The 24,959-nt window shown below is 63.7% G+C and carries 17 protein-coding genes and 1 pseudogene; 9 read left to right on the top strand and 9 right to left on the bottom strand.

The window, feature by feature from the left end; all coding sequences use genetic code 11:
• Positions 1-50: 50 nt before the first annotated feature.
• On the top strand, positions 51-830 hold the full coding sequence (ppk2, locus tag U1700_RS01390) for a polyphosphate kinase 2 (RefSeq protein ID WP_332749494.1): 780 nt from the start codon (positions 51-53) through the stop codon (positions 828-830).
• Positions 831-998: 168 nt separating this feature from the next.
• Here ppk2 and U1700_RS01395 read toward each other — a convergent pair whose 3' ends face one another.
• Complete coding sequence (locus U1700_RS01395) at positions 999-1,847, bottom strand: hypothetical protein (protein ID WP_332749496.1); 849 nt, start codon at positions 1,845-1,847, stop codon at positions 999-1,001.
• A gap of 746 nt (positions 1,848-2,593) precedes the next feature.
• Here U1700_RS01395 and rplJ point away from each other — a divergent pair.
• The 3 genes from rplJ (at position 2,594) to U1700_RS01410 (ending at position 5,270) form a co-directional block, all read left to right on the top strand.
• Positions 2,594-3,109, top strand: coding sequence for a 50S ribosomal protein L10 (gene rplJ / locus U1700_RS01400; protein ID WP_332749498.1), 516 nt, complete (start codon positions 2,594-2,596; stop codon positions 3,107-3,109).
• Between the two features lie 56 nt (positions 3,110-3,165).
• Positions 3,166-3,537 (top strand): 50S ribosomal protein L7/L12, encoded by a 372-nt coding sequence (rplL, locus tag U1700_RS01405; RefSeq protein WP_332749500.1) that lies wholly within the window; start codon positions 3,166-3,168, stop codon positions 3,535-3,537.
• Between the two features lie 206 nt (positions 3,538-3,743).
• Entirely contained in the window at positions 3,744-5,270 is a 1,527-nt protein-coding gene (locus tag U1700_RS01410) for a PAS domain-containing protein (RefSeq protein WP_332749502.1), read from the top strand.
• 3 nt (positions 5,271-5,273) lie between these two features.
• Here the strand turns inward: U1700_RS01410 and U1700_RS01415 are convergent, their stop codons facing one another.
• From U1700_RS01415 to U1700_RS01425, 3 genes are all read right to left on the bottom strand, one after another.
• Positions 5,274-5,678: a response regulator gene (locus U1700_RS01415; protein WP_332749504.1), complete on the bottom strand. Its 405-nt coding sequence runs from the start codon at positions 5,676-5,678 to the stop codon at positions 5,274-5,276.
• Positions 5,679-5,806: 128 nt separating this feature from the next.
• Positions 5,807-7,486: an ATP-binding protein gene (locus U1700_RS01420; protein ID WP_332749506.1), complete on the bottom strand. Its 1,680-nt coding sequence runs from the start codon at positions 7,484-7,486 to the stop codon at positions 5,807-5,809.
• Entirely contained in the window at positions 7,483-8,979 is a 1,497-nt protein-coding gene (locus tag U1700_RS01425) for an ATPase domain-containing protein (RefSeq protein WP_332749508.1), read from the bottom strand. Before U1700_RS01425 ends, U1700_RS01420 begins: the two co-directional genes overlap by 4 nt.
• A 371-nt stretch (positions 8,980-9,350) precedes the next feature.
• On the opposite strand from U1700_RS01425, the gene rpoB reads away from it, so the two are divergent.
• Together rpoB and rpoC are read left to right on the top strand one after the other, a co-directional pair.
• The gene (gene rpoB / locus U1700_RS01430) at positions 9,351-13,520 is read left to right on the top strand and encodes a DNA-directed RNA polymerase subunit beta (protein WP_332749510.1); all 4,170 of its coding nucleotides are present in this window, start codon (positions 9,351-9,353) and stop codon (positions 13,518-13,520) included.
• Positions 13,521-13,602: 82 nt separating this feature from the next.
• Positions 13,603-17,937, top strand: a complete 4,335-nt coding sequence (gene rpoC / locus U1700_RS01435; RefSeq protein ID WP_332749512.1) for a DNA-directed RNA polymerase subunit beta' — start codon at positions 13,603-13,605, stop codon at positions 17,935-17,937.
• A gap of 320 nt (positions 17,938-18,257) precedes the next feature.
• On the opposite strand, the gene U1700_RS01440 is transcribed toward rpoC, so the two are convergent.
• From U1700_RS01440 to U1700_RS01450, 3 genes are all read right to left on the bottom strand, one after another.
• Positions 18,258-18,386, bottom strand: a complete 129-nt coding sequence (locus U1700_RS01440; RefSeq protein ID WP_332749514.1) for an entericidin EcnA/B family protein — start codon at positions 18,384-18,386, stop codon at positions 18,258-18,260.
• A gap of 113 nt (positions 18,387-18,499) precedes the next feature.
• Positions 18,500-18,628: an entericidin EcnA/B family protein gene (locus tag U1700_RS01445; RefSeq protein ID WP_332749516.1), complete on the bottom strand. Its 129-nt coding sequence runs from the start codon at positions 18,626-18,628 to the stop codon at positions 18,500-18,502.
• Positions 18,629-18,738: 110 nt separating this feature from the next.
• On the bottom strand, positions 18,739-19,533 hold the full coding sequence (locus U1700_RS01450; protein ID WP_332749517.1) for a thymidylate synthase: 795 nt from the start codon (positions 19,531-19,533) through the stop codon (positions 18,739-18,741).
• A 67-nt stretch (positions 19,534-19,600) separates the two neighbouring features.
• On the opposite strand from U1700_RS01450, the gene U1700_RS01455 reads away from it, so the two are divergent.
• Positions 19,601-20,314, top strand: a complete 714-nt coding sequence (locus U1700_RS01455) for an energy transducer TonB (RefSeq protein WP_332749518.1) — start codon at positions 19,601-19,603, stop codon at positions 20,312-20,314.
• Between the two features lie 30 nt (positions 20,315-20,344).
• Here the strand turns inward: U1700_RS01455 and U1700_RS01460 are convergent, their stop codons facing one another.
• Both U1700_RS01460 and U1700_RS01465 read right to left on the bottom strand, forming a co-directional pair.
• On the bottom strand, positions 20,345-22,003 hold the full coding sequence (locus U1700_RS01460) for a thiamine pyrophosphate-binding protein (protein ID WP_332749519.1): 1,659 nt from the start codon (positions 22,001-22,003) through the stop codon (positions 20,345-20,347).
• Complete coding sequence (locus tag U1700_RS01465) at positions 22,000-23,427, bottom strand: NAD-dependent succinate-semialdehyde dehydrogenase (RefSeq protein WP_332749521.1); 1,428 nt, start codon at positions 23,425-23,427, stop codon at positions 22,000-22,002. Before U1700_RS01465 ends, U1700_RS01460 begins: the two co-directional genes overlap by 4 nt.
• A gap of 93 nt (positions 23,428-23,520) precedes the next feature.
• Between U1700_RS01465 and U1700_RS01470 the strand changes: the two genes are divergently transcribed.
• Together U1700_RS01470 and U1700_RS01475 are read left to right on the top strand one after the other, a co-directional pair.
• Positions 23,521-23,817 (top strand): SCP2 sterol-binding domain-containing protein, encoded by a 297-nt coding sequence (locus U1700_RS01470; protein ID WP_332749523.1) that lies wholly within the window; start codon positions 23,521-23,523, stop codon positions 23,815-23,817.
• A 128-nt stretch (positions 23,818-23,945) separates the two neighbouring features.
• Positions 23,946-24,915, top strand: a pseudogene (locus tag U1700_RS01475) (DUF2855 family protein).
• Positions 24,916-24,959: the final 44 nt, after the last annotated feature.

Consider the following 24,959-nt stretch of genomic DNA (forward strand, 5'->3'; position numbering starts at 1 on the left):
GCTATAGCGAGTGGCCGCAAGAGGGCAACGCGGGCGAGCGGAGGAAGTGCATGAAGCGCAGGAAGTATGACGCCAAACTGGCCGAGCTCGACGCCCGACTGGTCGCGATGGCGCATTGGGCCAAGGTCACCGGCCAGCGCATCCTGGTCGTCATCGAAGGCCGCGACACCGCCGGCAAGGGCGGGACCATCGACGCCATCCACGCGCATATCAACCCGCGCGACTGCCACATCGTCGCCTTTGGCAAGCCGCCCCGCGTGCTCCCGACCCAGGCCTATCTGAAGCGCTACACCACCCGCCTGCCCGCACCCGGCGAGATCATGCTGTTCGACCGCAGCTGGTACAACCGCGCCGGGGTCGAGCGGGTCATGGGATTCTGCACCGAAAAACAGGCGGTGGACTTCCTCGCCGCGGTCCCGGCCTTTGAAAAAGGGCTAACCGACCAAGGCATCTTGCTGTTCAAATATTGGCTGTGCTGCGACCAGAAGGAGCAGGAATCGCGCTTCGCCCAGCGCCTCGCCGACCCGCTCAAACAATGGAAACTGTCCCCGGTCGACCTCGCCGCGCGCCAGCATTACGACGACTATACCCACGCCCGCGAAGCCATGCTCAGGGCCACCCACACCCCCCACGCACCATGGACCCTGGTCGACTTCAACGACCAGAAGCGCGGGCGGTTGACGCTCATCCGCAACCTGCTGGACCGAATGCCCGACATGCGCATCCCGCTCGAGTTGCCGGTCTTCCCGGAGCTGCAGAACCCGCCGTCGAGGGAGCATTACTCCGCGCTCGAACCGATCGCGCCGTGGCCAGCGAAGAAGGGGGCGTAAGGTTCGCTGTCATCTCACTCGTCGTCCCGGGCTCGACCCGGGGTCCCGCTTCTTCTCGACGGAGACATGAAGAAGGGCGGGTATCGACCAAAAACGGACATTGGCGCAGCGACCAAGCAGGCATTAGACAAATTCGGAGCTACAAAACGCCGACGACTTCGGGATTGCTTAGGCAAATGTCTGAAAAAGCCACATCCCGACGGACCGCCAAGCAGGGCTGTCAAACGCAAGCACTTCAAGTCCCTGCTCAAGGATGATGGCTGTGCCGAAATAGATCCAGACTGGGTGCACGAAGCCATATTTCCACCGATCGTAGAGCGCCGCTAGGCCAATCGGCGAGAGTGCCAAAACATAGGCAAGCCAGAACTCTGGTCGGGGAAGCCACGGCATCAAGTGTCTCAACCGGAACCATGCGGGCCACAGGACAAGAATGGTCGCCAATAGCATCAGGCGCTTGTGCCAGTCCGGCCAGCGACGCCATAGGATCGCCAAGCCAACCAGCAGCACGAACAGCGTGAGCGTGGTGAAAACGCCGATCATCAACGAGGCCGCTACTGGACCTTGCGATGGATAGTCACGACGCGCCGCCCACAACGCGACTAACACGCCGGTCACCAGGATGCCGATCGCGAGCGGCAGGCCGATCAGTTCAGTCCGGCGATGGAGCGGGGTTGATTGAGCGCGAACTAGAGATGATTGCGTAATTAACAGAATGATCCAGCTGAGCGCGAGCGCGCCGTGCAGATGGACAATCGCCGGGGCGACAAAGGTGCCCCGATACATCGGGAGGAAAAAGGTCGTGCTGAAGCCAGCCGCGATGGCAGCTAGACCGACCAAACCGAAGCCGAGATAGATGCGGCTGGCGCGGTCCCGCGCCCTTGGATTTCCCATCTGATCCCCCCGATTGGTTAAGCTAAGCCCACGGCCCGCCGACCAGCAAGCAATTTTAGTTGCGACGTCAGGGTCGTCAAAATTGAAAGGAAGCTGACGTCCGCTTCCCCCCCCAGAAGCGGCCATGTCGATTTTCCTGTCCTACAGGCGACCGTTTATGCTTGGCTTGCCGCATGAGCCTTCGCGCGCATCCTGACGCCGAACGCCGTGGCGAAACGCCCGGCCCTTCCGCCGTCACCCCCGACTTCACCGTCACTCATGACGCTGGCGACACCGCCGACTCGCCTGACATGCTTGCCACAAATGCGCGTCGCCGGGCCGATCCGGCTGCTCCCGACGACACGCGCGACACTGCCGACACGCCTGACACACTGTCCACAAATAGGCGCCTCGCCCCTCCCAACCGGTCACGCCCGGCGACTCCAGCGACAGCTTCGCCACAAGCGACATTCCCGACACGACATCCACAAAATCGCGCCACACTGTCCAGCATGTCCAAAACGCCGGCTGGATTTCTGTGTGCTCGCCTGTCGCTGCCGCTCGCGAGTCTTTGTGTGCTCGCCTGTCGCTGCCGCTCGCTCGCGCGCTCCCGCCCCTTGCTCAAATCCGCCGTTGCGCTATAGGCGGCGCCGTACCGGGCCAGTCTCGACCGATCCGGTGCATCCGTCCGAGACAGTCGCTGGGGGTTTCCTCCTTAATCTGCGACCGAGGCGGGGACAGGAATTCGGGCAGTACTGCTGCCGTGCGTTGCGAAACGAAGCGACGCCATTGATCCAGCCCCCACGGACATCGTTCCTCGGTGCGCATCTGCGGGCCGGGGGTTTGTGAAGCTCGGTCCCGGGACATTCCCGTGGCCGAACCAAGGAGTTGGCATGGATCGTTCGCAAAAGGCCGATCTGGTTGCCGAGCTGAAGAGCGTCTTCACCGAGACGAGCGTGGTGGTAGTCACCCGCAATCTCGGCCTGACGGTGGCCCAGTCCACCGACTTGCGCCTGAAGATGCGCGACGCCGGCGCCCAGTTCAAAGTCGCGAAGAACAAGCTGGCCGTCATCGCCCTCGAGGGCACGCGCTATGGTCCAATCAGCAATTTGTTGACTGGCCCGACCGCGCTTGCCACCTCGATCGACCCCGTTGCCGCCGCCAAGGTTGCAGTGGAGTTCGCCAGGACCAACGACAAGTTGGAAATCGTTGGTGGCGCGATGGGCGATACGCTGCTCGACATGGACGGGATCAAGGCGCTTGCCGCGCTTCCGTCACTCGATCAGCTGCGTGGCACGCTTATCGGCCTCATGCAGGCCTCGGCGACCAAGATCGCGCGCATTGCCATTGAACCCGCCGCCCAGCTGGCGCGCGTGTTCGCGGCATATGCCGACAAGGCTGCTGCATAGTTCTTCGTTTCGTTTTAACCGCACTTACAAGGGCTTAGGCCCACAAGGAGTTTACCATGGCTGATCTTAACAAGCTCGTCGACGACCTGTCGGCGCTGACCGTTCTCGAGGCCGCTGACCTCGCCAAGCTGCTCGAAGAGAAGTGGGGCGTTTCGGCCGCTGCTGCCGTCGCCGTCGCCGGCCCGGCTGCTGCCGCTGGCCCGGTCGAAGAAGAGAAGACCGAATTCGACGTGATCCTGACCGGCGACGGTGGCAAGAAGATCAACGTCATCAAGGAAGTTCGCGCCCTGACCGGCCTGGGCCTCGGCGAAGCCAAGGCGCTCGTCGAATCCGCTCCCAAGGCGATCAAGGAAGGCGTCAACAAGGAAGAAGCTGAGAAGATCAAGAAGCAGATCGAAGAGGCCGGCGGCACCGTCGAGCTCAAGTAATCCTGCTTCGCTTCGGCGAAACCGGTTTTGCGGGTGTCTTGAAGCGCCCGTGATCGGGAAAGGGTGGCCTCGCAAGGGGTCACCCTTTTTCCGTTCGATCCGGTGCCGCCCTCGATGCGTCGGGACTGGCGCAAAAGGCCGACCACGTTTAGACTCAGTCGGCGTAAGCCGTTCGGGCCGCTCGCAAATGCCGGGACCGGAGCTCAATGACTGCGCCAACCGCCTTCGACCAGCTGCCGTCGATCCCGAGCCGCGAGGCATTGTTCGCGCCTTACCAGTTCGAGGTACTGCGCAACGATCCGAGACTGACAGCGATCACCGACTTCGCCGGCGACCTCTGCGATGCCCCGACCGCGCTGGTCAGTCTGGTCGAGGATCACCGCCAGATCTTCCTCGCCCGCACCGGCTTCGATGCAGCCGAGCCCCCGATCGAAAACAGCTTTTGTGCCCAGGCCATGGGCTGCGATACCGTAATGGTCGTTCTCGACGCCTCGACCGACCCGCGCTTTTCGAACAATCCGCTGGTCACGGCGGAGCCCGGCATCCGCTTCTACGCCGGTGCCCCGCTTCGCACGGTCGAGGGTGCGCCGATCGGGACGCTGTGCGTGATCGACACGGTACCGCATCCCGACTTCAGCAACCTTGAGCGACACGGCCTCGAGACACTTGCCCAATCGGTCATGACCTTGTTTGAGGCCAATCGCTCGACCATTGCAATGCAGGCCGAAACCAGTGTGGCACGCGACGAGCGTGACAATAGTGAACAACGGTTCAAAGTGCTGGCCGACTCGATGCCGCAAATGGTGTGGTCTACTCCGCCCGACGGGCGCGTCGATTATTACAACGCCCGCTGGTACGAATATACCGGAGTACCCCAAGGGACTACCGATGGCGAAAGCTGGACCGGGGTGTTCCATCCAGATGACCAGGACCGCGCCTGGAACCGATGGCAGGAATCGGTGACAAGTGGCGAGTTGTACGAAATTGAATATCGCATTCGGCACCATGACGGGAGCTATCGTTGGGTATTGGGCCGCGGGGTGCCAATGCTCGACGAGGGCGGGGTGATCACGCGCTGGTTCGGGACATGTACCGATATCGACGACCAGAAAAGAGCGATGGAGCAGCGCGAGCTGATCAGCCATGAGCTGAGCCACCGGATCAAGAATATCTTCTCGGTCATCAGCGGGCTCATCATGGTGTCGAGCCGCCAGCATCCCGAGATCAAGCCCGTCGCCGACGACCTGCGCAACCGGGTGATGGCGCTGGGAAAGGCGCATGATTTCGTCCGCCCGCACAGCGCCACGTCCCGCCCGGCGGGCGAGCAGACCAGCCTTCATGGCATGCTTGAGGAGCTGCTTGCGGCCTATCAGTCGGACAGCAGGGACCGCATCCGGATCTGCGGCGAAGACCCCGGAATCGACGACCGATCGGCGACCCCGATGGCGTTGCTGTTCCACGAGCTGGCCACCAACGCCGCCAAATATGGCGCGCTGTCGAGCGAAGACGGGTCGGTTGAACTGACTATCTCTTGCGCCGACGAAAAGGCAATGTTCGATTGGCGCGAACGCGGCGGGCCGTCGGTCGCGGAGCCCCGCGCCGCTGGGTTCGGGTCGCGGCTGATTGCAATGAGCGTCGAGCAGCAGCTTGGCGGGACGATCGATCGCCATTGGCATGCGGACGGTCTGGCCGTCTCAATCAAAGTACCGCTCAGCTCGATGCGCCGCGGATGAAGTTCAGTGTTCGGTGTGGAAAAGCGTGATCTCGCTATGCCGGGGATCGGTGATCGGAAGCGGACTGGAAGCAAGTGCGACCGCCGCACGGATCGCGTCCTCGCTGAAGGGTTTGCGAATATAGCCGACCGCCGTGCCCGCTATTGGATCGATCTGGGCCGGGTTGGCGGTAACATAAAACACCTTGGTGCCGTGCCGATCGGCCAGGTCGCAGGCGATCGTCGGCCCGGTCTGTCCGTCACGAAGGTTGATGTCGACAAATGCGATATCGACCGGCTCACCGACCGTCAGTGCAGTTTCGCGGTCGGCGGCGATGGCCGCGACATGATAGCCAGCGTCGGCAAGTATTCGCTCGATGTCCATCGCCACGAAAATTTCGTCTTCAACAATGAGGATCGTCTTGGACACCGGTTCACCTTTGATTAGCGTGATGCATCCGGCACATGGGCTCACAATCCTCGCCGCGATCATTGTGGCGAAAAATGGCTGATGAGCTGAACGAATACAGTGCTGAACTGTCGGATTAAGGACCAACCTTATGGTTGGTTGCGCCTGTCGGATCGGATCGGGACGACGTCAGCCGAACGCTGAACCAGCAATTCGGCGACACGCGCTGCAAGATCGACCTGGCGGAACGGCTTGGCAAGGCGCGGCAGGGCGGCACCAGGACCCGAGGCGATGTTCGAATAGCCGGTGATGAGCAGGGCCGGAAGGCCGGGAACAACGCTCCCCGCCGCCTGGACCAGGTCGACGCCGTTCATCCCGGGCATGAGATAGTCGGTCACGAGGAGGTTGATCTCGGTCCCCGAGCGCAGCAGCATCAGCGCTTCGGCGCCCGATGCCGCAGCAAGGACCTCATAGCCGATGTCGCGCAGCATGTCGGCAGTACCGTTGCGGACCAGCTCCTCGTCATCGACCAGCAGGATGGTGGCGCGAACGACCGCTTCCTGCAGGACGACGCTGTCATGCTCGGTCTCGCCGGGCTGCTCGGTGGTAGTCGGCAGGAGGATTTCGGCGGTGGTCCCCTGCCCGGGCGTGCTGGTCAGCGTCAGCATTCCGCCGAGCTGGGCGGCGAGGCCATGAACCATCGACAGGCCAAGACCGGTGCCCTTGCCCACGCCTTTTGTCGAGAAGAAGGGTTCGACCGCGCGTGCCAGCGTGTCGCGGTCCATGCCGAGCCCGCCGTCGATCACCGCGATGCGGATATAGTGGCCGGCAGATAGCGCGCCCAGGCTGCGGCGGTCGACCGCGCTTGCCTCGATCCGCAGCGGGCCACCGTCGGGCATGGCATCGCGGGCGTTGATGGCGAGGTTGAGCAGGGCGAGTTCAAGCTGGTTGGGGTCGACGCGGGCGGCAGGTAGATCAGGCGTGAAGGCAATGTGGACGTCGATTGTCGGCCCGAGCGAGCGGGCTAGCATGTCGCTCATGCCTTCGAGCAGGGCGGGGATGGCGACCGGTCGCGGCTGCAGATCCTGGCGGCGGGCGAAGGCGAGCAGGCGCTGGACGAGGGTCGCGGCGCGGCTCGCCGCCTGCAAGCCGCCGTCGATCAGCCGCTGGGCGCGGGGATCATCGGGGAAGCGGCGGCGGAGCAGGTCGAGATTGCCGATCACCGGGGTGAGGAGATTGTTGAAATCATGGGCCACCCCGCCGGTCAGCTGACCAAGCGTCTCGAGTTTCTGCGCTTCGTGGAGCTGGGCCATGGCGCGCTCATGCTCGCGGGTGCGTTCGTCGACGCGCGCTTCGAGGGTTTCATTGACCTGGCGAAGGGTCTCCTTGCTGTGCTGGAGCGACACCAGCCGGGCACGGGCCTCATATTGGCGCCGGCGGGCGCGCAACGCCGAACGGGCGACGCTGATGAGGGTGGTCAGGTGGAACGGCCGTTCGAGGAAGGTCACGTTGCCAAGCAGTTCGAGCAGTCGTCCGGCGGCAGGATTGCGCTCCAGCCCACCACGTTGGGTGAGGACAATGAATGGCAGGTCGGACCATTCGGGCTGGGCGTTGATCCATTGGGAGAGACGGTGGAGGTCGACCCGCATTAGCGATTCTTCGGTGACCAGCGCGAAACCGGCGCCCGCCTGAAGGCCATCGACCAGACCTTGGGCGTCGGTGCAGGAGGTCCCGGCGATCCCCGCCTCGCCGAGCATGGCGGCCGCCACGCCAGCGTCGCGACCGCCGGGTGCAAGGATCAACGCACGTTCGGAAAGCTGATCGTTCAATCGCTCAGGCCGTTAGGTCGCCCGGTAGGGCGAGCGGACGCAATCCACTCGGGAGCACCGCTAAGCACGCCCTGGAAGCCGGTCAGCGGTTCGCCGAGCGTTATCCCGCCGCTGTGGAGGCGATATTCGCGAATCGTGTCTTCATGGGCGCTGGTCCGTTTCTTGATGACCGAGATGGCACGGCGAACGTGACCGGCGGCCTCGAAGAAGCGCAGCAGGATCACGGTATCGGCGAGGTAGGTTAGATCGACCGGAGCACGCATGTCTCCGACGATCCCATGCTGAGCGACGGTGAGAAAGGTCGTCGCGCCCTGGCGATTGAGGAACTGCAGAAGCTCATGCATGTGGAGGATCAACTGCCGCTCCTCGGGCATCGCCGCTTGATAGCCATTGAGGCTGTCAATCACGACGGTCTTGACCCCGCGCTCTTCGACACAGGTGCGAACCATGTGTGCGAATTCGCCAGGTGCGAGTTCGGCAGCATCGATTTGGGCAAGCATCAAATGTCCACTGTCGATCAGCGGCTGGAGGTCGAGGCCAAGGCCCTTGGCCCGTTCGATGAGCAGGCCGAGCTCTTCTTCGAAGATGAACATCGCCGCCTTTTCGCCGCGCTCGATGGCCGCCATTGCGAACGTAAGCGTGAGAAAGGATTTGCCGGTGCCAGCAGGACCCAGGACGAGGGTACTCGAGCCTCGCTCGATGCCGCCTCCAAGCAACGAATTGAGGCCTTCCGACGAGGATTTCAGCACGTCGCGAGTGAAAGCAATGCGATGTTCGGATGAAACAAGACGCGGGAAAACCACTACTCCGCCGGTATCGATGACATAGTCATGATAGCCACCGCGATATTTCTGGCCGCGATATTTGATGATCCGCATCCGCCGCCGCTCGCCGCCATAGTCGGGGGCGAGCTCTACAAGGCGCAAGACGCCGTGAGCGACACTGTGCACGGTCTTGTCGAGCGCATCGGTCGTGAGGTCATCGAGCAGCAGGACGGTGACGTTATGCTTCGAGAAATAATGTTTGAGCGCTAGCACCTGCCGCCGATAACGGAGCGAACTTTGCGCCAGCAGGCGGATTTCGCTGAGGCTGTCGAGCACGACCCGGCTGGGCTTGACCCGCTCCATCGCCTCGAACACCCGCTTGGTTGTCTCGCCGAGTTCGAGGTCAGAGGAATAAAGCAGGCTTTGCTGCTGATCGTCGTCAAGCAGGCTTTCGGGAGGTACGAGTTCGAAAATCTCGAGCGGCGCGTCGAACGTCCAGCCGTGCGATGCGGCGCTTTCGCGAAGCTCCTGCTCGCTTTCGGACAAGGTGATATAAAGCCCGCGTTCCCCGCGTTTGGCACCTTCGAGCAGGAATTGGGTGGCGATGGTGGTCTTGCCGGTGCCGGGACTGCCCTCGAGCAGATAGAGCCGATTGCGATTAAATCCCTCCGACAGGATATCGTCGAGTCCCTCGACCCCGCTTCCTGCCTTGCCCTCCAGATCGCTCATCCCGGTCCCTCTTCGCGCCCGCCTGGTGGACCAGCATGACCTATCCTAGACGTTGCTGCCCCTGATCGACAAGCCGCGGAAATGCCACCACGCGCGCCACTGTCGTAAAAGCCGCAACACCCCCTTTTCTTTTTGGTTCCACGCGCTATATCCCGTCTTCATCCAAAACATCACGGCTCCGTCCGCATCCTTTCGTGCGCCCGGAGCCTTTTCCTGCCCTCTCCGGGACAGGGCCCGAACCGCGCACGGGCCGCACGCATGGAGAAGGATTACCGGGAACCAAGCGCTCCGACCTTCTCGCCCCGGGCATCCGGGGTCCAGCCTCGCCTCTCCGGTCCGCCGGAGGTGCGAGCAACAGCGCAGGAACTCTCATGGCTACCAAAGCGATCGAATTGTCCCCGACGACGGCGCCGCGCCCGACCAGCACGCGCCGCATCCGCAAGATTTTCGGGAATATTCACGAGATCAGCGAGATGCCGAACCTGATCGAGGTCCAGCGCGAATCCTATGAGCAGTTCCTTCGTTCGGATGCTTCAATCTCGTACGTCTCGGGTCTCGAGAAGACGCTGCGCTCGGTCTTTCCGATCCAGGATTTCGCCGGCACCGCGCATCTCGACTTCGACCGCTATGAGCTCGAGCCCCCCAAGTTCGACACCGATGAGTGCCGCCAGCGCGGGCTGACCTATGCCGCGCCGATGAAAGTCACGCTGCGCCTGACCAGCTTCGAAATCGATCCCGATACCGAGGCCAAGTCGGTCATCGATATCAAGGAGCAGGACGTCTACATGGGCGACATGCCGCTCATGACGATGAACGGCACCTTCATCATCAACGGCACCGAGCGCGTCATCGTCAGCCAGATGCACCGTTCGCCGGGCGTCCTGTTTGACCATGACCGCGGCAAGACCCATTCGTCGGGCAAGTTCCTGTTCGCCGCGCGGGTCATTCCCTATCGCGGTTCGTGGCTCGATTTCGAGTTCGACGCCAAGGACATCGTCAACGTCCGCATCGATCGCAAGCGCAAGCTGCCGGTGACCGCGCTGCTTCACGCGCTGGGCCTGTCGAGCGAAGAAATCCTCAACCAGTTCTACAACAAGGTCGTGTACGTCCGCGGCTCCAACGGCTGGCAGATCCCGTTCGTGTCCGAGCAGTGGCGCGGGCAGAAGCCGGTCCATGACGTGATCAACGCCGACACCGGCGAGATCATGTTCAAGGCACACGAGAAGATCACTCCGCGCACCGCCAACAAGGCGGCCAAGGACGGCCTCCTCAACCTGATCATCCCGACCGAGGAAATCTATGGCCGCTTCTCGGCCTATGATCTGATCGACGAAGCCACTGGCGAGATTTACGTCGAGGCCGGCGATGAAATTTCGGCGGAGAATCTCGAGAAGCTCGACAAGACCGGGATCGACCGGCTCGAACTGCTCGACATCGACTATGTCAACACGGGCCCGTGGATCCGCAACACACTGAAAGCCGACAAGTCCGAGGACGCGGACCAGTCGCTGAGCGACATCTACCGCGTGATGCGCCCAGGCGAGCCGCCGACGCGCGAGACCGCCGATGCGCTCTTTTACGGTCTGTTCTTCGATCCCGACCGCTACGACCTCAGCGCCGTCGGCCGGGTCAAGCTCAACATGCGCCTCGGCCTCGACGCCGAGGATACCGTGACGACGCTTCGCCGCGAGGATATCCTGGCGGTCGTTCAGGAGCTGGTGAACCTCAAGGACGGCAAGGGCGACATCGACGATATCGACAACCTCGCCAACCGCCGCGTGCGCTCGGTGGGTGAGTTGCTCGAAAACCAGTATCGCGTCGGGCTGCTGCGCATGGAGCGTGCGGTCAAGGAGCGGATGAGCTCGGTCGACGTGTCGACGGTGATGCCCAACGACCTGATCAACGCCAAGCCGGCGGTCGCCGCGGTGCGCGAATTCTTCGGCTCGTCGCAGCTGTCGCAGTTCATGGATCAGACCAACCCGCTGTCCGAAGTGACCCACAAGCGTCGCGTGTCGGCGCTCGGGCCGGGCGGGCTTACGCGTGAGCGTGCCGGCTTCGAAGTCCGCGACGTTCACCCGACCCATTATGGCCGCATCTGCCCGATCGAGACTCCCGAAGGGCCGAACATCGGCCTGATCAACTCGCTCGCCAGCTTCAGCCGCGTGAACAAGTACGGCTTCATTGAGACCCCATACCGCAAGGTCATCGACAATAAGGTGACCGAAGAGGTCGTCTATCTGTCGGCGATGGAAGAGGCCAAGCACACCATCGCCCAGGCCAACGCCGAACTGTCCGACGTCGGTCATTTCGTCGAGGAAATCGTCTCGAGCCGTCGCTCGGGCGACTTCCTGATGGCGCCGCGCGACACCATCACGCTGATGGACGTCAGCCCCAAGCAGCTCGTCTCGGTCGCTGCGTCGCTCATTCCCTTCCTGGAGAATGATGACGCCAACCGCGCGCTGATGGGATCGAACATGCAGCGCCAGGCCGTGCCGTTGCTGCAGGCCGACGCGCCGCTGGTCGGCACCGGCATGGAAGAGACTGTTGCGCGCGATTCCGGCGCGGCGATCGCTGCCCGTCGTTCGGGCATCGTCGACCAGGTCGATGCGACCCGCATCGTCGTCCGCGCAACCGGCGATCTCAAGCCGGGCGAGAGCGGCGTCGACATCTACACGCTGATGAAGTTCCAGCGCTCGAACCAGAACACCTGCATCAACCAGCGTCCGCTGGTGAAGGTCGGCGAGACGGTGGCTGCGGGCGAAGTCATCGCCGACGGCCCCTCCACCCAGTTCGGCGAGCTCGCGCTCGGCCGCAACGTGCTCGTCGCGTTCATGCCGTGGAATGGGTACAATTATGAGGATTCGATCCTCATCAGCGAGCGCATCGTCAAGGACGACGTCTTCACCTCGATCCACATCGAGGAATTCGAAGTCATGGCGCGCGACACCAAGCTTGGGCCGGAGGACATCACCCGCGACATTCCCAATGTCGGCGAGGAAGCGCTTCGCAACCTTGACGAGGCGGGCATCGTCTACATCGGGGCCGAGGTCGAGCCGGGCGATATCCTGTGCGGCAAGATCACGCCGAAGGGCGAAAGCCCGATGACGCCGGAGGAGAAACTGCTCCGCGCCATCTTCGGTGAAAAGGCGTCGGACGTTCGCGACACCTCGCTCCGCCTGCCCCCGGGGGTTGCCGGGACGGTGGTAGAAGTGCGGGTGTTCAACCGCCACGGCATCGACATCGACGATCGTACGCGCGCCATCCAGACCGAGGAAAAGGAGCGTCTCCGCAAGGACGCCGCCGACGAACGCGCGATCCTCAACCGCGCGACCTTCGGGCGGTTGAAGGAAATGCTGATCGGCCAGGTCGCAACTGCGGCGCCCAAGGGCGTCAAGAAGGGCGCGACCCTCGACGACGAGCAGCTCGATGCGATCGACCGCTATGACTGGTGGAAAGTCGCGGTCAAGGACGATCAGCGCCAGGCCGATCTGGAAGCCGTTAAGGGCCAGTATGATGAAGCCGTCGGCGTCATCACGGCTCGCCTGGAAGATCGCGTCGCCAAGCTTGAGGCCGGCGATGAGCTTCCCCCCGGCGTGCTGAAAATGGTGAAGGTCTTCGTCGCCGTGAAGCGCAAGCTCCAGCCGGGTGACAAGATGGCCGGCCGTCACGGCAACAAGGGCGTCATCAGCCGCATCCTGCCCAACGAGGACATGCCGTTCCTTGAGGACGGGACCCCGGTCGACATCGTGCTCAACCCGCTCGGCGTGCCGTCGCGCATGAACGTCGGGCAGATCTTCGAAACCCATCTGGGCTGGGCCGCGCGCGGTCTTGGCCAGCAGATCGGCAAGATGCTCGAAGACATGCACGACCGTGGTCAGGGCTTCGTTGGCAAGGATGTCAGCGAGATGAAGGACAAGCTCAAGGACATCTACGGCGAGAATTATTACGCCGAGATCGATGCCCGCGACGACGTCCAGACGCAGGAACTGGCGCAGAATCTAGTTGGCGGCATTCCGATGGGCACTCCGGTGTTCGACGGCGCTCGCGAGCCCGATGTGTCGGCGATGCTGGTGAAGGCGGGTCTCGACCCGTCGGGCCAGGTGACGTTGTTCGACGGGCGCTCGGGCGAGCCGTTCGATCGCAAGGTGACCGTGGGCTATATCTACATGCTCAAGCTTCACCATCTGGTCGACGACAAGATCCACGCGCGGTCGATCGGGCCGTACAGCCTGGTCACCCAGCAGCCGCTGGGCGGCAAGGCCCAGTTCGGCGGCCAGCGCTTCGGCGAAATGGAGGTGTGGGCGCTTCAAGCGTACGGCGCCGCCTACACGCTGCAGGAGATGCTGACGGTCAAGTCGGACGACGTCATCGGCCGCACCAAGGTCTATGAAGCGATCGTCAAGGGCGACGACACGTTCGAGGCAGGCATTCCGGAGAGCTTCAACGTGCTCGTCAAGGAAATGCGCAGCCTCGGCCTGTCGGTCGATCTCGACTCGATCGTCGATCCGAATGCCGAACCGGCGGCAATCGCCGCGGAGTAATGATCATCAGGGGACGGGCCCGCCTGCCCGTCCCCACGATATTTCACCCCAACCCCCGTCACCCGGGGGCCAGGAGTAAGACATGAACGAGCTGACCAACTTCGCCAATCCGATCGCCAAGCCGGAAACCTTCGACCAGATCCGCATCGGCATTGCCTCGCCGGACAAGATCCGGTCGTGGTCGTTCGGCGAGATCAAGAAGCCCGAGACCATCAACTACCGCACGTTCAAGCCTGAGCGTGACGGCCTGTTCTGTGCGCGCATCTTCGGTCCGATCAAGGATTACGAGTGCCTGTGCGGCAAGTACAAGCGCATGAAGTACAAGGGCATCGTCTGCGAGAAGTGCGGCGTCGAGGTCACCGTCTCGAAGGTCCGCCGCGAGCGGATGGGGCATATCGAGCTCGCCGCCCCGGTCGCGCACATCTGGTTCCTGAAGTCGCTGCCGAGCCGCATCGGCCTGCTGCTCGACATGCAGCTGAAGCAGCTTGAGCGGATTCTCTATTTCGAAGCCTATGTCGTCATTGAGCCGGGCCTGACCTCCCTTGAGAAGTATCAGCTCCTCACCGAGGACGAGCTGCTCGAAGCGCAGGACAGCTTTGGCGAGGACGCCTTCTCGGCCGGAATCGGTGCCGAGGCCGTGCGCATCATGCTCATGGATCTTGACCTAGCCGGCGAAAAGGAAATCCTGCTCAAGGAGCTTTCCGAGACCAAGTCCGAACTGAAGCCCAAGAAGATCATCAAGCGGCTGAAGGTCGTCGAAAGCTTCCTGGAATCGGGCAATCGCCCGGAATGGATGATCCTCGAGGTCGTCCCCGTGATCCCGCCCGAGCTTCGCCCGCTGGTGCCGCTCGACGGCGGCCGCTTCGCGACGTCGGACTTGAACGATCTCTACCGCCGCGTGATCAACCGCAATAACCGCCTCAAGCGGCTGATGGAATTGCGCGCTCCGGACATCATCGTCCGCAATGAAAAGCGCATGCTTCAGGAGGCCGTCGACGCGCTGTTCGACAACGGCCGCCGTGGCCGCACGATCACTGGCGCCAACAAGCGTCCGCTGAAGTCGCTGTCGGACATGCTCAAGGGCAAGCAGGGCCGCTTCCGCCAGAACCTTCTCGGCAAGCGTGTCGATTATTCGGGCCGTTCGGTCATCGTCACCGGTCCTGAACTCAAGCTTCATCAGTGCGGCCTGCCCAAGAAGATGGCGCTCGAGCTGTTCAAGCCGTTCATCTACTCGCGTCTCGACGCCAAGGGTCTGTCGATGACCCTCAAGCAGGCCAAGAAATGGGTCGAGAAAGAGCGCAAGGAAGTGTGGGACATCCTCGACGAGGTGATCCGCGAGCATCCCGTGCTGCTCAACCGCGCGCCGACGCTCCATCGCCTCGGCATCCAGGCGTTCGAGCCGGTGCTGATCGAGGGCAAGGCGATCCAGCTTCACCCGCTGGTCTGCGCCGCGTTCAATGCCGACTTCGACGGTGACCAGATGGCCGTGCACGTTCCGCTGAGCCTCGAGGCCCAGCTGGAAGCGCGCGTCCTGATGATGTCGACCAACAACATCCTCTCGCCCGCCAATGGCAAGCCGATCATCGTGCCGTCACAGGACATGGTGCTGGGGCTCTATTACCTCTCGATCGAGAAGCAGAACGAGCCGGGCCAGGGCATGATGCTGTCGGACATGACGGAAGTGCATCAGGCGATTGCGGCGGGGGCGGTGACGCTCCACACCAAGATCATCAGCCGCGTTCCGCAGACCGACGAAGCTGGCAAGCAGTATATGAAACGCTTCGAGACGACCCCGGGCCGCATGCTGCTTGGCGAGACGCTGCCGAAGAGCCACAAGGTGCCGTTCGAGACCGTCAACCGCCTGCTGACCAAGAAGGAAATCGGCGACGTCATCGACATCGTCTATCGCCACACCGGCCAGAAGGAGACCGTGCTGTTCGCGGATGCGATCATGAGCCTGGGCTTCCGCCACGCGTTCAAGGCCGGCATTTCGTTCGGCAAGGACGACATGGTCATCCCGGGTGCCAAGATCCAGCTGGTCGACGAGACCAAGGCGCTGGTGAAGGATTATGAGCAGCAGTACCAGGACGGCCTGATCACCCAGCAGGAAAAGTACAACAAGGTAATCGACGCCTGGTCGCGTTGCGGCGACCGCGTCGCGACCGAGATGATGAAGGAAATCTCGTCGGTCAAAATGCTCGAAAATGGCCGCGAGGAAGACATCAACTCCATCTACATGATGGCGCATTCGGGTGCCCGTGGTTCGCAGGCACAGATCAAGCAGCTTGCGGGTATGCGCGGGCTGATGGCCAAGCCGTCGGGCGAGATCATCGAGACCCCGATCATCTCGAACTTCAAGGAAGGCCTGACCGTCCTCGAATATTTCAACTCGACCCACGGCGCCCGCAAGGGCCTTGCGGATACGGCGTTGAAGACTGCCAACTCGGGTTACCTCACGCGCCGCCTTGTCGACGTGTCGCAGGATTGCGTCGTGATGGAGCTCGATTGCGGGACCGACCAGGCGCTCGAAATGCGTGCCATCGTTCAGGGCGGCGCGGTTATCGCCTCGCTCGGCGATCGCGTCCTTGGGCGCACGACCGCCGAGGACATCATGGACCCCAAGACGTCCAAGCCGATGATCCCCGAGGGCACGCTGCTCGATGAAGCAATGATCCTCAAGCTCGAGGAAATCGGTCTCCAGGCGCTCAAGATCCGCTCACCGCTGGTGTGCGCGGCCAAGGTCGGCGTTTGCGGCAAATGCTATGGGCGCGATCTGGCCCGCGGCACGCCGGTCAACATCGGCGAAGCGGTCGGGGTCATCGCAGCCCAGTCGATCGGTGAGCCGGGCACCCAGCTGACGATGCGGACCTTCCACATCGGCGGCGCGGCGCAGCTCAACGAGCAGTCGAACCTTGAGGCGCCGGTCGACGGCACCGTCGAGTTCCGCGACATGCCGACGATCACCGATCCGCGTGGCCGCCACATCTCGCTGTCGCGCTCGGGTGAAATCGCGATCCTCGACATGGACGGTCGCGAACTGTCGACCCACCGCGTCCAGTATGGTGCCCACCTGCTGTGCGAGACCGGGCACATCGTCAGCCGCGGCGATCGCATCGCCGAGTGGGATCCGTCGTTCGCGCCGGTCATCACCGAAAAGGCGGGCGTCGTGAAGTATATGGATGTCATCGACAACCGTACTCTCTCGGAAGTGACCGACGAGTCGACGGGCATCTCGCAGCGCGTGATTATGGACGATATCGCCAAGTCCAAGAAAGAGGACCTTCGTCCCCGCCTGACCCTGACCGGGGCCGATGCCGCCGAGGCGGGCGTCTATCGCCTCGTCCCGGGCGCGATCATCGCGGTCGAGGACGGCGCGACGGTCGAAGCGGGCGAAGTGCTTGCCCGCCTTCCCCGTGAGGCCGCTCGTACGCGCGACATCACCGGCGGTCTGCCGCGCGTTGCCGAGCTGTTCGAAGCGCGCAAGCCCAAGGAAAATGCGATCATCGCCAAGATCTCGGGCAAGGTCAGCTTCAAGAAGGACTATAAGGCCAAGCGCAAGATCGTGATCATTCCCGACGACGGCTCGGAGGAGGTCGCGTACCTCGTGCCGAAGTCGAAGGTGATCGACGTCCAGGAAGGCGATTACGTCAAGCGCGGCGACAATCTCGTCGGCGGCTCGCCCGATCCGCATGACATTCTCGAAGTGCTCGGGATCGTCGCGCTGGCCGAATATCTCGTGTCGGAGATCCAGGAAGTCTATCGTCTCCAGGGCGTGAAGATCAACGACAAGCATATCGAGGTAATCGTTCGCCAGATGCTGCAGAAGGTCGAGATCACCGATGGTGGCGACACCGTCCTGCTCGCCGGCGAACAGCTCGATCGCGACGAGATGGACGAGGCCAACGCCAAGCTCGACAAGAAAGGCAAGAAGGCAGAGGGCAAGCCCGTCCTGCTCGGCATTACCAAGGCGTCGCTGCAGACTCGCAGCTTCATCTCGGCGGCGTCGTTCCAGGAAACCACGCGCGTGCTCACCGAGGCGTCGGTCCAGGGCAAGATCGACACGCTCAATGGCCTCAAGGAGAATGTCATTGTCGGCCGGCTGATCCCGGCGGGTACTGGCGCGGGCATGAGCCGGATGCGGGTTGCGGCGACCAGCCGTGACACGGCACTCCGCGCCCAGCAAAAGCGCTTCCAGGAGGCGATGGCGGCAACCGCTGCTCCGGCTCCGGCGCCGGCGCCTGCCCCCACGCCGATCAAGATCCAGGAAAGCCTGATCGCGCCTGAGAGTGCGGCCGAGGAGCATGCTGCCGAACTGGCACAGGGCCCCGAAGCCGCGATGGGCAATGATCCGCTGGGCGATGTGGCGATGTCGGGCGACGGCAGCGATGCCGACGCCGGGGACTACCTCAACAGCTAAGGCATCCTGCCCGCGATAGGAACAAGGCCGCTGTCCCCCCGGGGGTAGCGGCCTTTTTCGCAGATAGAAGAAAACCCTGTCCTACAGGGCAGCGCCTGGCCTAGTCATGCCCGATGTGCAGCAATCATAATTCTTCGTCTGCGGCACCGCCATCGCAAGCGAATATTATTAGGCTCGTGGATGGTGGCCATGGCGGACGTAGCTCGAGCGCGAACATCGTCACGACCATGAACATGCGTGAACATTCGCGGCCGGATAACGCAACAACCCCGCCGGTTTTTCAACCGACAGGGCTGCTGTTTACTCCGGTCGGTGCGCGCTTAGTGCATCGCATTTTCGGTGGCGTTGGCGGCCGAGCCGATGTCGGAGCTTACCCCGCGAACGGTGTTGCAGGCCGCCAGCGCGAGCGCGCCGCCGATGATCGTGAGCGTCAGAATCTTGCGAACCATGATCAGTCCCTCCCTTTGGTTGTGGTGCGACCATGATTCAAAAGCAGGGCCGCTGTCCAGAGTCTGAACAGCGGCCCGATCTTCTTTCTTCCCGTCCCCCAAGGGGGAGGGATTTAGTGCATCGCGTTCTGGGTAGCGTTCGCTGCCGAGTTCACGTCACGGGCTGCCCCGCGGACGGTGTTGCAGGCGGCCATCGTCAGGCCGCTGGCGATGAGGGCGATCGTTACAATTTTGCGAACCATGATTTTTCTCCCTTGATGTCACGCCGAAGTTGGGTCGTTCGTGACTGCTTAATTCAGCAACCCATCAACGCCCGTCGAGGCGAACGGGTCCATCACACAGGAAAAGCGCGCTAAACTGCGATCGGTGCGGCAATCGAGGGGTGCGGATCGTAGCCGTCGAAGGCAAAATCCTCAAATTCGTAGCCGTCAATCGCCTGCCCGCGATCGGCAATCGTCAGGCGCGGCAAGGGGCGCGGGTCGCGGCCGAGCTGGGTTCGGGCCTGATCGAGGTGATTCGAATAGAGGTGAACGTCTCCGCCGGTCCACACGAATACTCCAGGCTGGAGCCCGCACTCGCGCGCCAGCATGTGGGTGAGAAGAGCGTAACTGGCGATATTGAAGGGCACGCCGAGGAACAGGTCGGCGCTGCGTTGATAAAGCTGGAGATTGAGGCGGCCCGCGGCGACCTGAGTCTGGAACAGGCAGTGGCACGGGGCGAGCGCCATCTGGCCGATCTCGCCGGGGTTCCAGGCGGTGACGATCTGGCGACGCGACGAGGGGTCACGCCTGATGAGGTCGATCAGGTCGCGGATCTGGTCGATGTGGCGGCCGTCCGCCGTCTCCCAGTCGCGCCATTGCTTGCCATAGACCGGGCCCAGACTGCCATCGGCGTCGGCCCACTCGTCCCAAATGCTCACCTTGCGATCCTGCAACCAGCGGACATTGGTGTCGCCGCGCAGAAACCACAGCAGTTCGACGATGATCGATCGCAAGTGGAGCTTCTTGGTCGTGACCAGCGGGAAGCCGTCGGCCAGATCGAACCGCATCTGCGCGCCGAACAGCGAAAGGGTGCCGGTGCCGGTGCGGTCGGCCTGCGGGACGCCTTGGGAAAGGACCTGGGCCATGAGATCGAGATATTGCTTCATCGCCGGCAAGCTTAGCCCGGCTGCCGGGCGGGCTCAACCAAGTGGCGCGTGACGCGTTCAGATGGTCATGAAGGCGCGCGACCAGCGACGATGGAGCGATCGACCCGACGGGCGGCGTCGCTTTGCGCTCCTCACGGCGGTGGTACTTGCGCATTTCGGCATCCTCGCGCTGCTGATTGCCATGCCCCAGGATCAATTGCTGCGGGTGCGTGACCAGGCGCTCAAGCTCGTCACCATCCCTCTGCCGCCCCCTGTCCCGTCGCGGCCCGATCCTCCGGAGCCCGCGCCCCGCAAGGCCAGACCGCCCCCGCCCGGACGTTCGCCCCCGCCGACGGTGAAGCCGCCTTCGCCCCTCCCGGTGCCAGTGCCCGCCGTCGAGGCGGCAGCGAATGTCGATCTCGGCGCATCGGTCGGCAGTGGGCCGCCCGGCTTGGGTTCGGGGACAGGATCTGGCGGTAGCGGCGGCGGCGGTGGCGGCGGCGGAATCGCGCGGCACGCCGAGTGGGTCGGCGGCGGCCTCACCAACCGCGACTATCCCGACGCGGCCAAGCGCGCCCGGCTTCAAGGCGTGGTCGATGTTCGCTTCATCGTCCAGGTCGACGGCCGGGTGCGTGAGTGCAAGATCGATCACTCGAGCGGAAGCGCCGAGCTCGACCGGATGACCTGCGGCATCATCGAACAGCGCCTGCTCTACAATCCGGCACTCGACCCTGCAGGCAAGCCCGTCGAGGAGATGTCGGGTCGCCGGTTTCGCTTCGTGATGGTAGCGAGGCGACGATGACCGGAACGCCACGTCATTGCGATGCGGCCACTAGCGCGAATGTAGCTCCGCGATGGTCGTGCTGCTGTTGATCACCTCGACATCGGTGACGCAATGGATCAGGCGGATGCCCTTGCGCTCCATCGCGCGGGCCAGCGCGGGCGCAAAGTCGGCAGTCGCGTCGACCCGCTCGGCCCAGCCGCCATAAGCTTGTGTCAACTGCACGAAATCAGGGTTGGTCAGGCCGGTGGCACTGACGCGGTCTGGATAGTCGCGCTCCTGGTGCATGCGGATCGTGCCATAGGCGCCATTGTCGACCAGGATGACGAGCACGTCGGCGCCGTAGCGTACGGCGGTAGCGAGTTCCTGTCCGTTCATCAGAAAGTCGCCATCTCCGGCCACGCACACCGCGACCCGGTCGCGGAAGCGAAGGCTGGCGGCGACCGCGGCGGGCAGGCCATAGCCCATGGTGCCCGAGGTCGGGGCAAGCTGGCACGGCATCGCGCCATAGCGCCAGTAGCGGTGCCACCAGCCCGAGAAATTGCCCGCGCCATTGCAGATGATCGCGTCGGCCGGAAGGGCATCGCGCATCGCCGCGACGCACGGCCCAAGGTCGAGCCTGACCCCGTCGCGAGGCTTTGGGTCGGACCAGGCGAGCCATTCGCCATGAGCCTCGTCGCCGGCCGAAAAGCGGACAAGATCGGGGTCGCCCCACCCCGCCGCCGTCTCGGAAAATTCGGCCATGTCGGCGCAGATCGGCAGGTCGGGGCGATAAACCCGGCCAAGCTCGTTGGCGTCGGGGTGGACGTGGACCAGCAATTGGCCGGGATGATCGGGGGTGACCAGTGTGTAGCCGTCGGTGGTCGCTTCGCCGAGCCGCGCGCCGACGACGAGCAGCAGGTCGGCATCGCGGATGCGCTGCTGGAGCTTTGGATTGGGGCCATAGCCAAGCTGGCCGGCGTAAACACCGCAGCCATTGTCGATCGCATCCTGCCGGCGGAAGGCAGCCGCGACGGGGATACCGTGGCGGTGCGCGAAATGAGCGAAGTGATGCGCCGCGGCCGGGCTCCAGTCGGCCCCGCCGATGATCGCCACGGGGGCGGCAGCATCCTTCAGCAACTCAAATAGCGCGCCCATCGCTCCGGCGCAGGCGGGCTGCGCAATCGGCGCAATAGCGGGGCGGTCGATCGCCTCGACGGAATCGCGAAGCATGTCTTCGGGGATAGCGAGGACGACCGGGCCGGGCCGGCCGGCGGTAGCGACGCGATAGGCGCGGGCGACATATTCGGGGATGCGGCGGGCATCGTCGATCCGCGCCGACCATTTGGCGATCGGCGCGAAGAAGGCCGCCATGTCGATTTCCTGAAACCCCTCGCGGTCACGGTCGCCGCGATCGAGGTCGCCGACGAACAGGATCATCGGGGTCGAATCCTGCATCGCGACATGGACCCCGGCGGAGGCATTGGTCGCCCCCGGCCCGCGCGTAACGAAGGCGACTCCGGGCATCCCGGTCATCTTGCCGTCGGCATCGGCCATATAGGCAACCCCGCCCTCCTGGCGGCAGACGACCGCCTCGATCGACGGCGTATCGTGGAGCGCGTCGAGCACGGCGAGAAAGCTTTCGCCGGGCACGGTGAACACCCGGTCGCAGCCCTGGGCCACGAGTTGGTCAACAAGGATGCGACCGCCGGTGCGGAGGTTACTGGTCATGCCTGGTGGATTGCTTTCACCACCTGGTAGGTTTCAAGCCCTTCCTTGCCGCCTTCGGATCCGAAGCCCGAATCCTTGACCCCGCCGAACGGCGAGTCAGCCGAGGACACGCCGAACGAGTTGATCCCGATCATCCCGGCTTCGATCGCGTCACCCAACAGATTGGCGCGGCGGCCATTTTCGGTGAAGGCGAAGGCGGCGAGTCCGAACGGAAGACGGTTGGCCTGGGCAATGGCGTCGTCGAAATCCTTGAACCGGGCGGTCACTGCGACCGGGCCAAAAGGCTCATTGTTCATGATGTCGGCATCGAGCGGCACGTCGGCAAGCAGCGTCGGCTGAAAGAAAAAGCCTCCCTCCCCGCGCTCGCCACCGGCCATGACGCGTGCGCCCTTGGCCTTGGCGTCGTCGACCAGCGCACTGATCGCGGCGGGACGGCGGGCATTGGCAAGCGGGCCCATGCTGGTGGTATCGGCCAGGCCGTCGCCGGTGACGACCTTGGCGGTGCGCGCCGCAAACCCTGTGATGAAGGCGTCGTAGATCGATTCCTGGACATAGAAGCGCGTCGGCGAGACGCACACTTGGCCAGCATTGCGGAATTTCTGCGGCACGACCATGTCGAGCGTCTTGTCGAGGTCGCAATCGTCGAAGATCAGCACCGGCGCATGGCCGCCGAGCTCGAGCGTCACGCGCGTCATGCTGTCGGCGGCGAGTTTCATCAGCGCCTTGCCGACCGGGACCGAGCCGGTGAAGCTAAACTTGCGCACGATGCGCGATCCGATGAGGTGGCGGCTAACCTGGTCGGGGACGCCGTGGACAAGCTGGAACACGCCCTTGGGCAAGCCCGCATCGTCGAGCGCACGAGCGAGCGCGCCGGTGCAGCCGGGGGTTTCCTCGGGCGGCTTGGAAATCACGGCACACCCCGCCGCAAGCGCGGCAGCGACCTTCTTGGCGAGCAAATAGATCGGAAAATTCCACGGGGTGAAGGTCGCGACGACCCCCACCGGCTCACGCAGCACGATCGCACGCTGCCCGGCGGGGCGGACCAGCGTGCGGCCATAATCGCGTTTAATCTCCTCGGCGTACCAATCGAACATCGACGCCGCGCCGATGACTTCGCCGCGTGCCTCGGCGAGGGGCTTGCCCTGTTCCTGGGTCAGCAGGCGGGCAATCGCATCGGCCCGTTCGCGCAGTAGGGCGCCGGCCTTTCTCAGGATTGCCGATCGTTTCTCGACATCGGTCGCGCGCCAAAGCGGATAGGCGCGCTGGGCCGCAGCCAGCGCCTCGTCGAGGTCGGCGGTGCTGGCAAGCGGCACTTCGCCGATGCCCCCGCCAGTGGCCGGGTTGACGACGGTGAACGCGTCGCGGCCTTCGCCACTTCGCCAGCTGCCGTCGATGAAGAGTTTCAGCTCTGTGTCATAGGTCATGAGCTGCGAGATAGGCGTGCACGCGCCGCTCGCCAACCCCCGCTTGATGCACACCGCCGGCGTCGCTAGGCGGGATCCAAAGGAGATATTGCCATGACCAAGTCCGAACTCGCCACCCAGATGCAGGACGCCGGCGCCGTGATCCCCGGCAAGACCGTCAAGATCGACTTTGGTGACGATGGCGTGCTGCTGCTCGACGGCAACGCCAACACGGTCAGCGAAAGCGACGCCGCCGCCGACACCACGATCAAGGTCAGCTGGGCCGACTGGGAAGCGCTTGCCGCGGGCCAGCTCGACGGGATGACCGCCTTCATGACCGGCAAGCTGAAAGTCGAGGGCGACATGTCGAACGCGATGCAGTTGCAGGGCGTGCTGTCGAAGCTGAAGTAGCCAGCATGACCGGCGCGCGCTGGGCGATCGACATCGATCGGGACGACATCGGGCAGGCCTCGCTGGTCGACGAGCCCCCGCCGTCGCTCGCCCCCGGAACAATCGAGGTGCGCCTTGATAGCTTCGCGATGACCGCCAACAATGTCACCTACGCCGCGCTCGGCAAGCCGGTCGGGCTGTTCGACAATGGCCGCGGCTATTGGGATTTTTTCTCGCCCGGGGGCGATGGGCCGGGGCGATTGCCAGTGTGGGGCTTTGCCACCGTCACTCAAAGCGCCGCTGATGGGATCGCCGAGGGCGAGCAGTTTTACGGCTATTATCCGATGGCGTCGCATGTCCGTCTGACCCCGGGGCGGGTCAATCCGGGCGGATTCGTCGACGTGGCGCCGCATCGCGAGGGGATGCCATCAGTCTATGATCATTATGCGCGCGTGTCGGCGCTGGGCGACTTTATCGAGGGCGACCGCGACTGGTGGCCGGTATTCCGCCCGCTCTATCTCACCGGCGGGCTGATCGCCGACCAGTTTGAGGACGAAGCCGATTATGGGGCTGGGCAGGTGATCGTCGCCAGCGCCTCGTCCAAGACCGCGATCGGCTTTGCCCACGCCATGCTCCAGCGCGAGGAGCGGCCCCGGCTGGTCGGGCTGACCTCGTCACGCGGGCGCGCGTTCCTGGCCGAGGCGGGGTTGTATGACGAGCTCATCCTCTATGACGACATCGCCGCGATCGACCCGACCATTCCTGCCGCCTTCGTCGATTGCCGGGGACAGCGACGTCACCGCCGCGCTCCACGATCACTTTGGCGACAAGCTGTTGCTGACCCTCATCGTCGGAAAGGCGCATTGGGATTCAGTCCCGGGGAAACGCTTTCCGGCGATCGGTTTCTTTGCCCCAGCGCGGGTCGAGAAACGGTCGAAGGATTGGGGTCCGGGCGGATTTCGCGATCGCATGGCGGCGGCGTGGACCCATTTCCTCCACGATGCGCGCACCCTGTTTCGGATCGAGGTAAGCGACGGCGCCAACGCTGCGCTCGCCGCCTATCAGGACGCCGTTGCGGGCCGCGCCGACCTCCGCGCAGGCGTGCTGATCCGCCCCTGAGCGCCACGCCCCGACCCGCTTGCCCGCGCCACGGCGCTTACCTA

Origin of the sequence: Sphingomonas sp. RB1R13 (assembly GCF_036663775.1) — a bacterium.
GTDB lineage: Bacteria > Pseudomonadota > Alphaproteobacteria > Sphingomonadales > Sphingomonadaceae > Sphingomicrobium.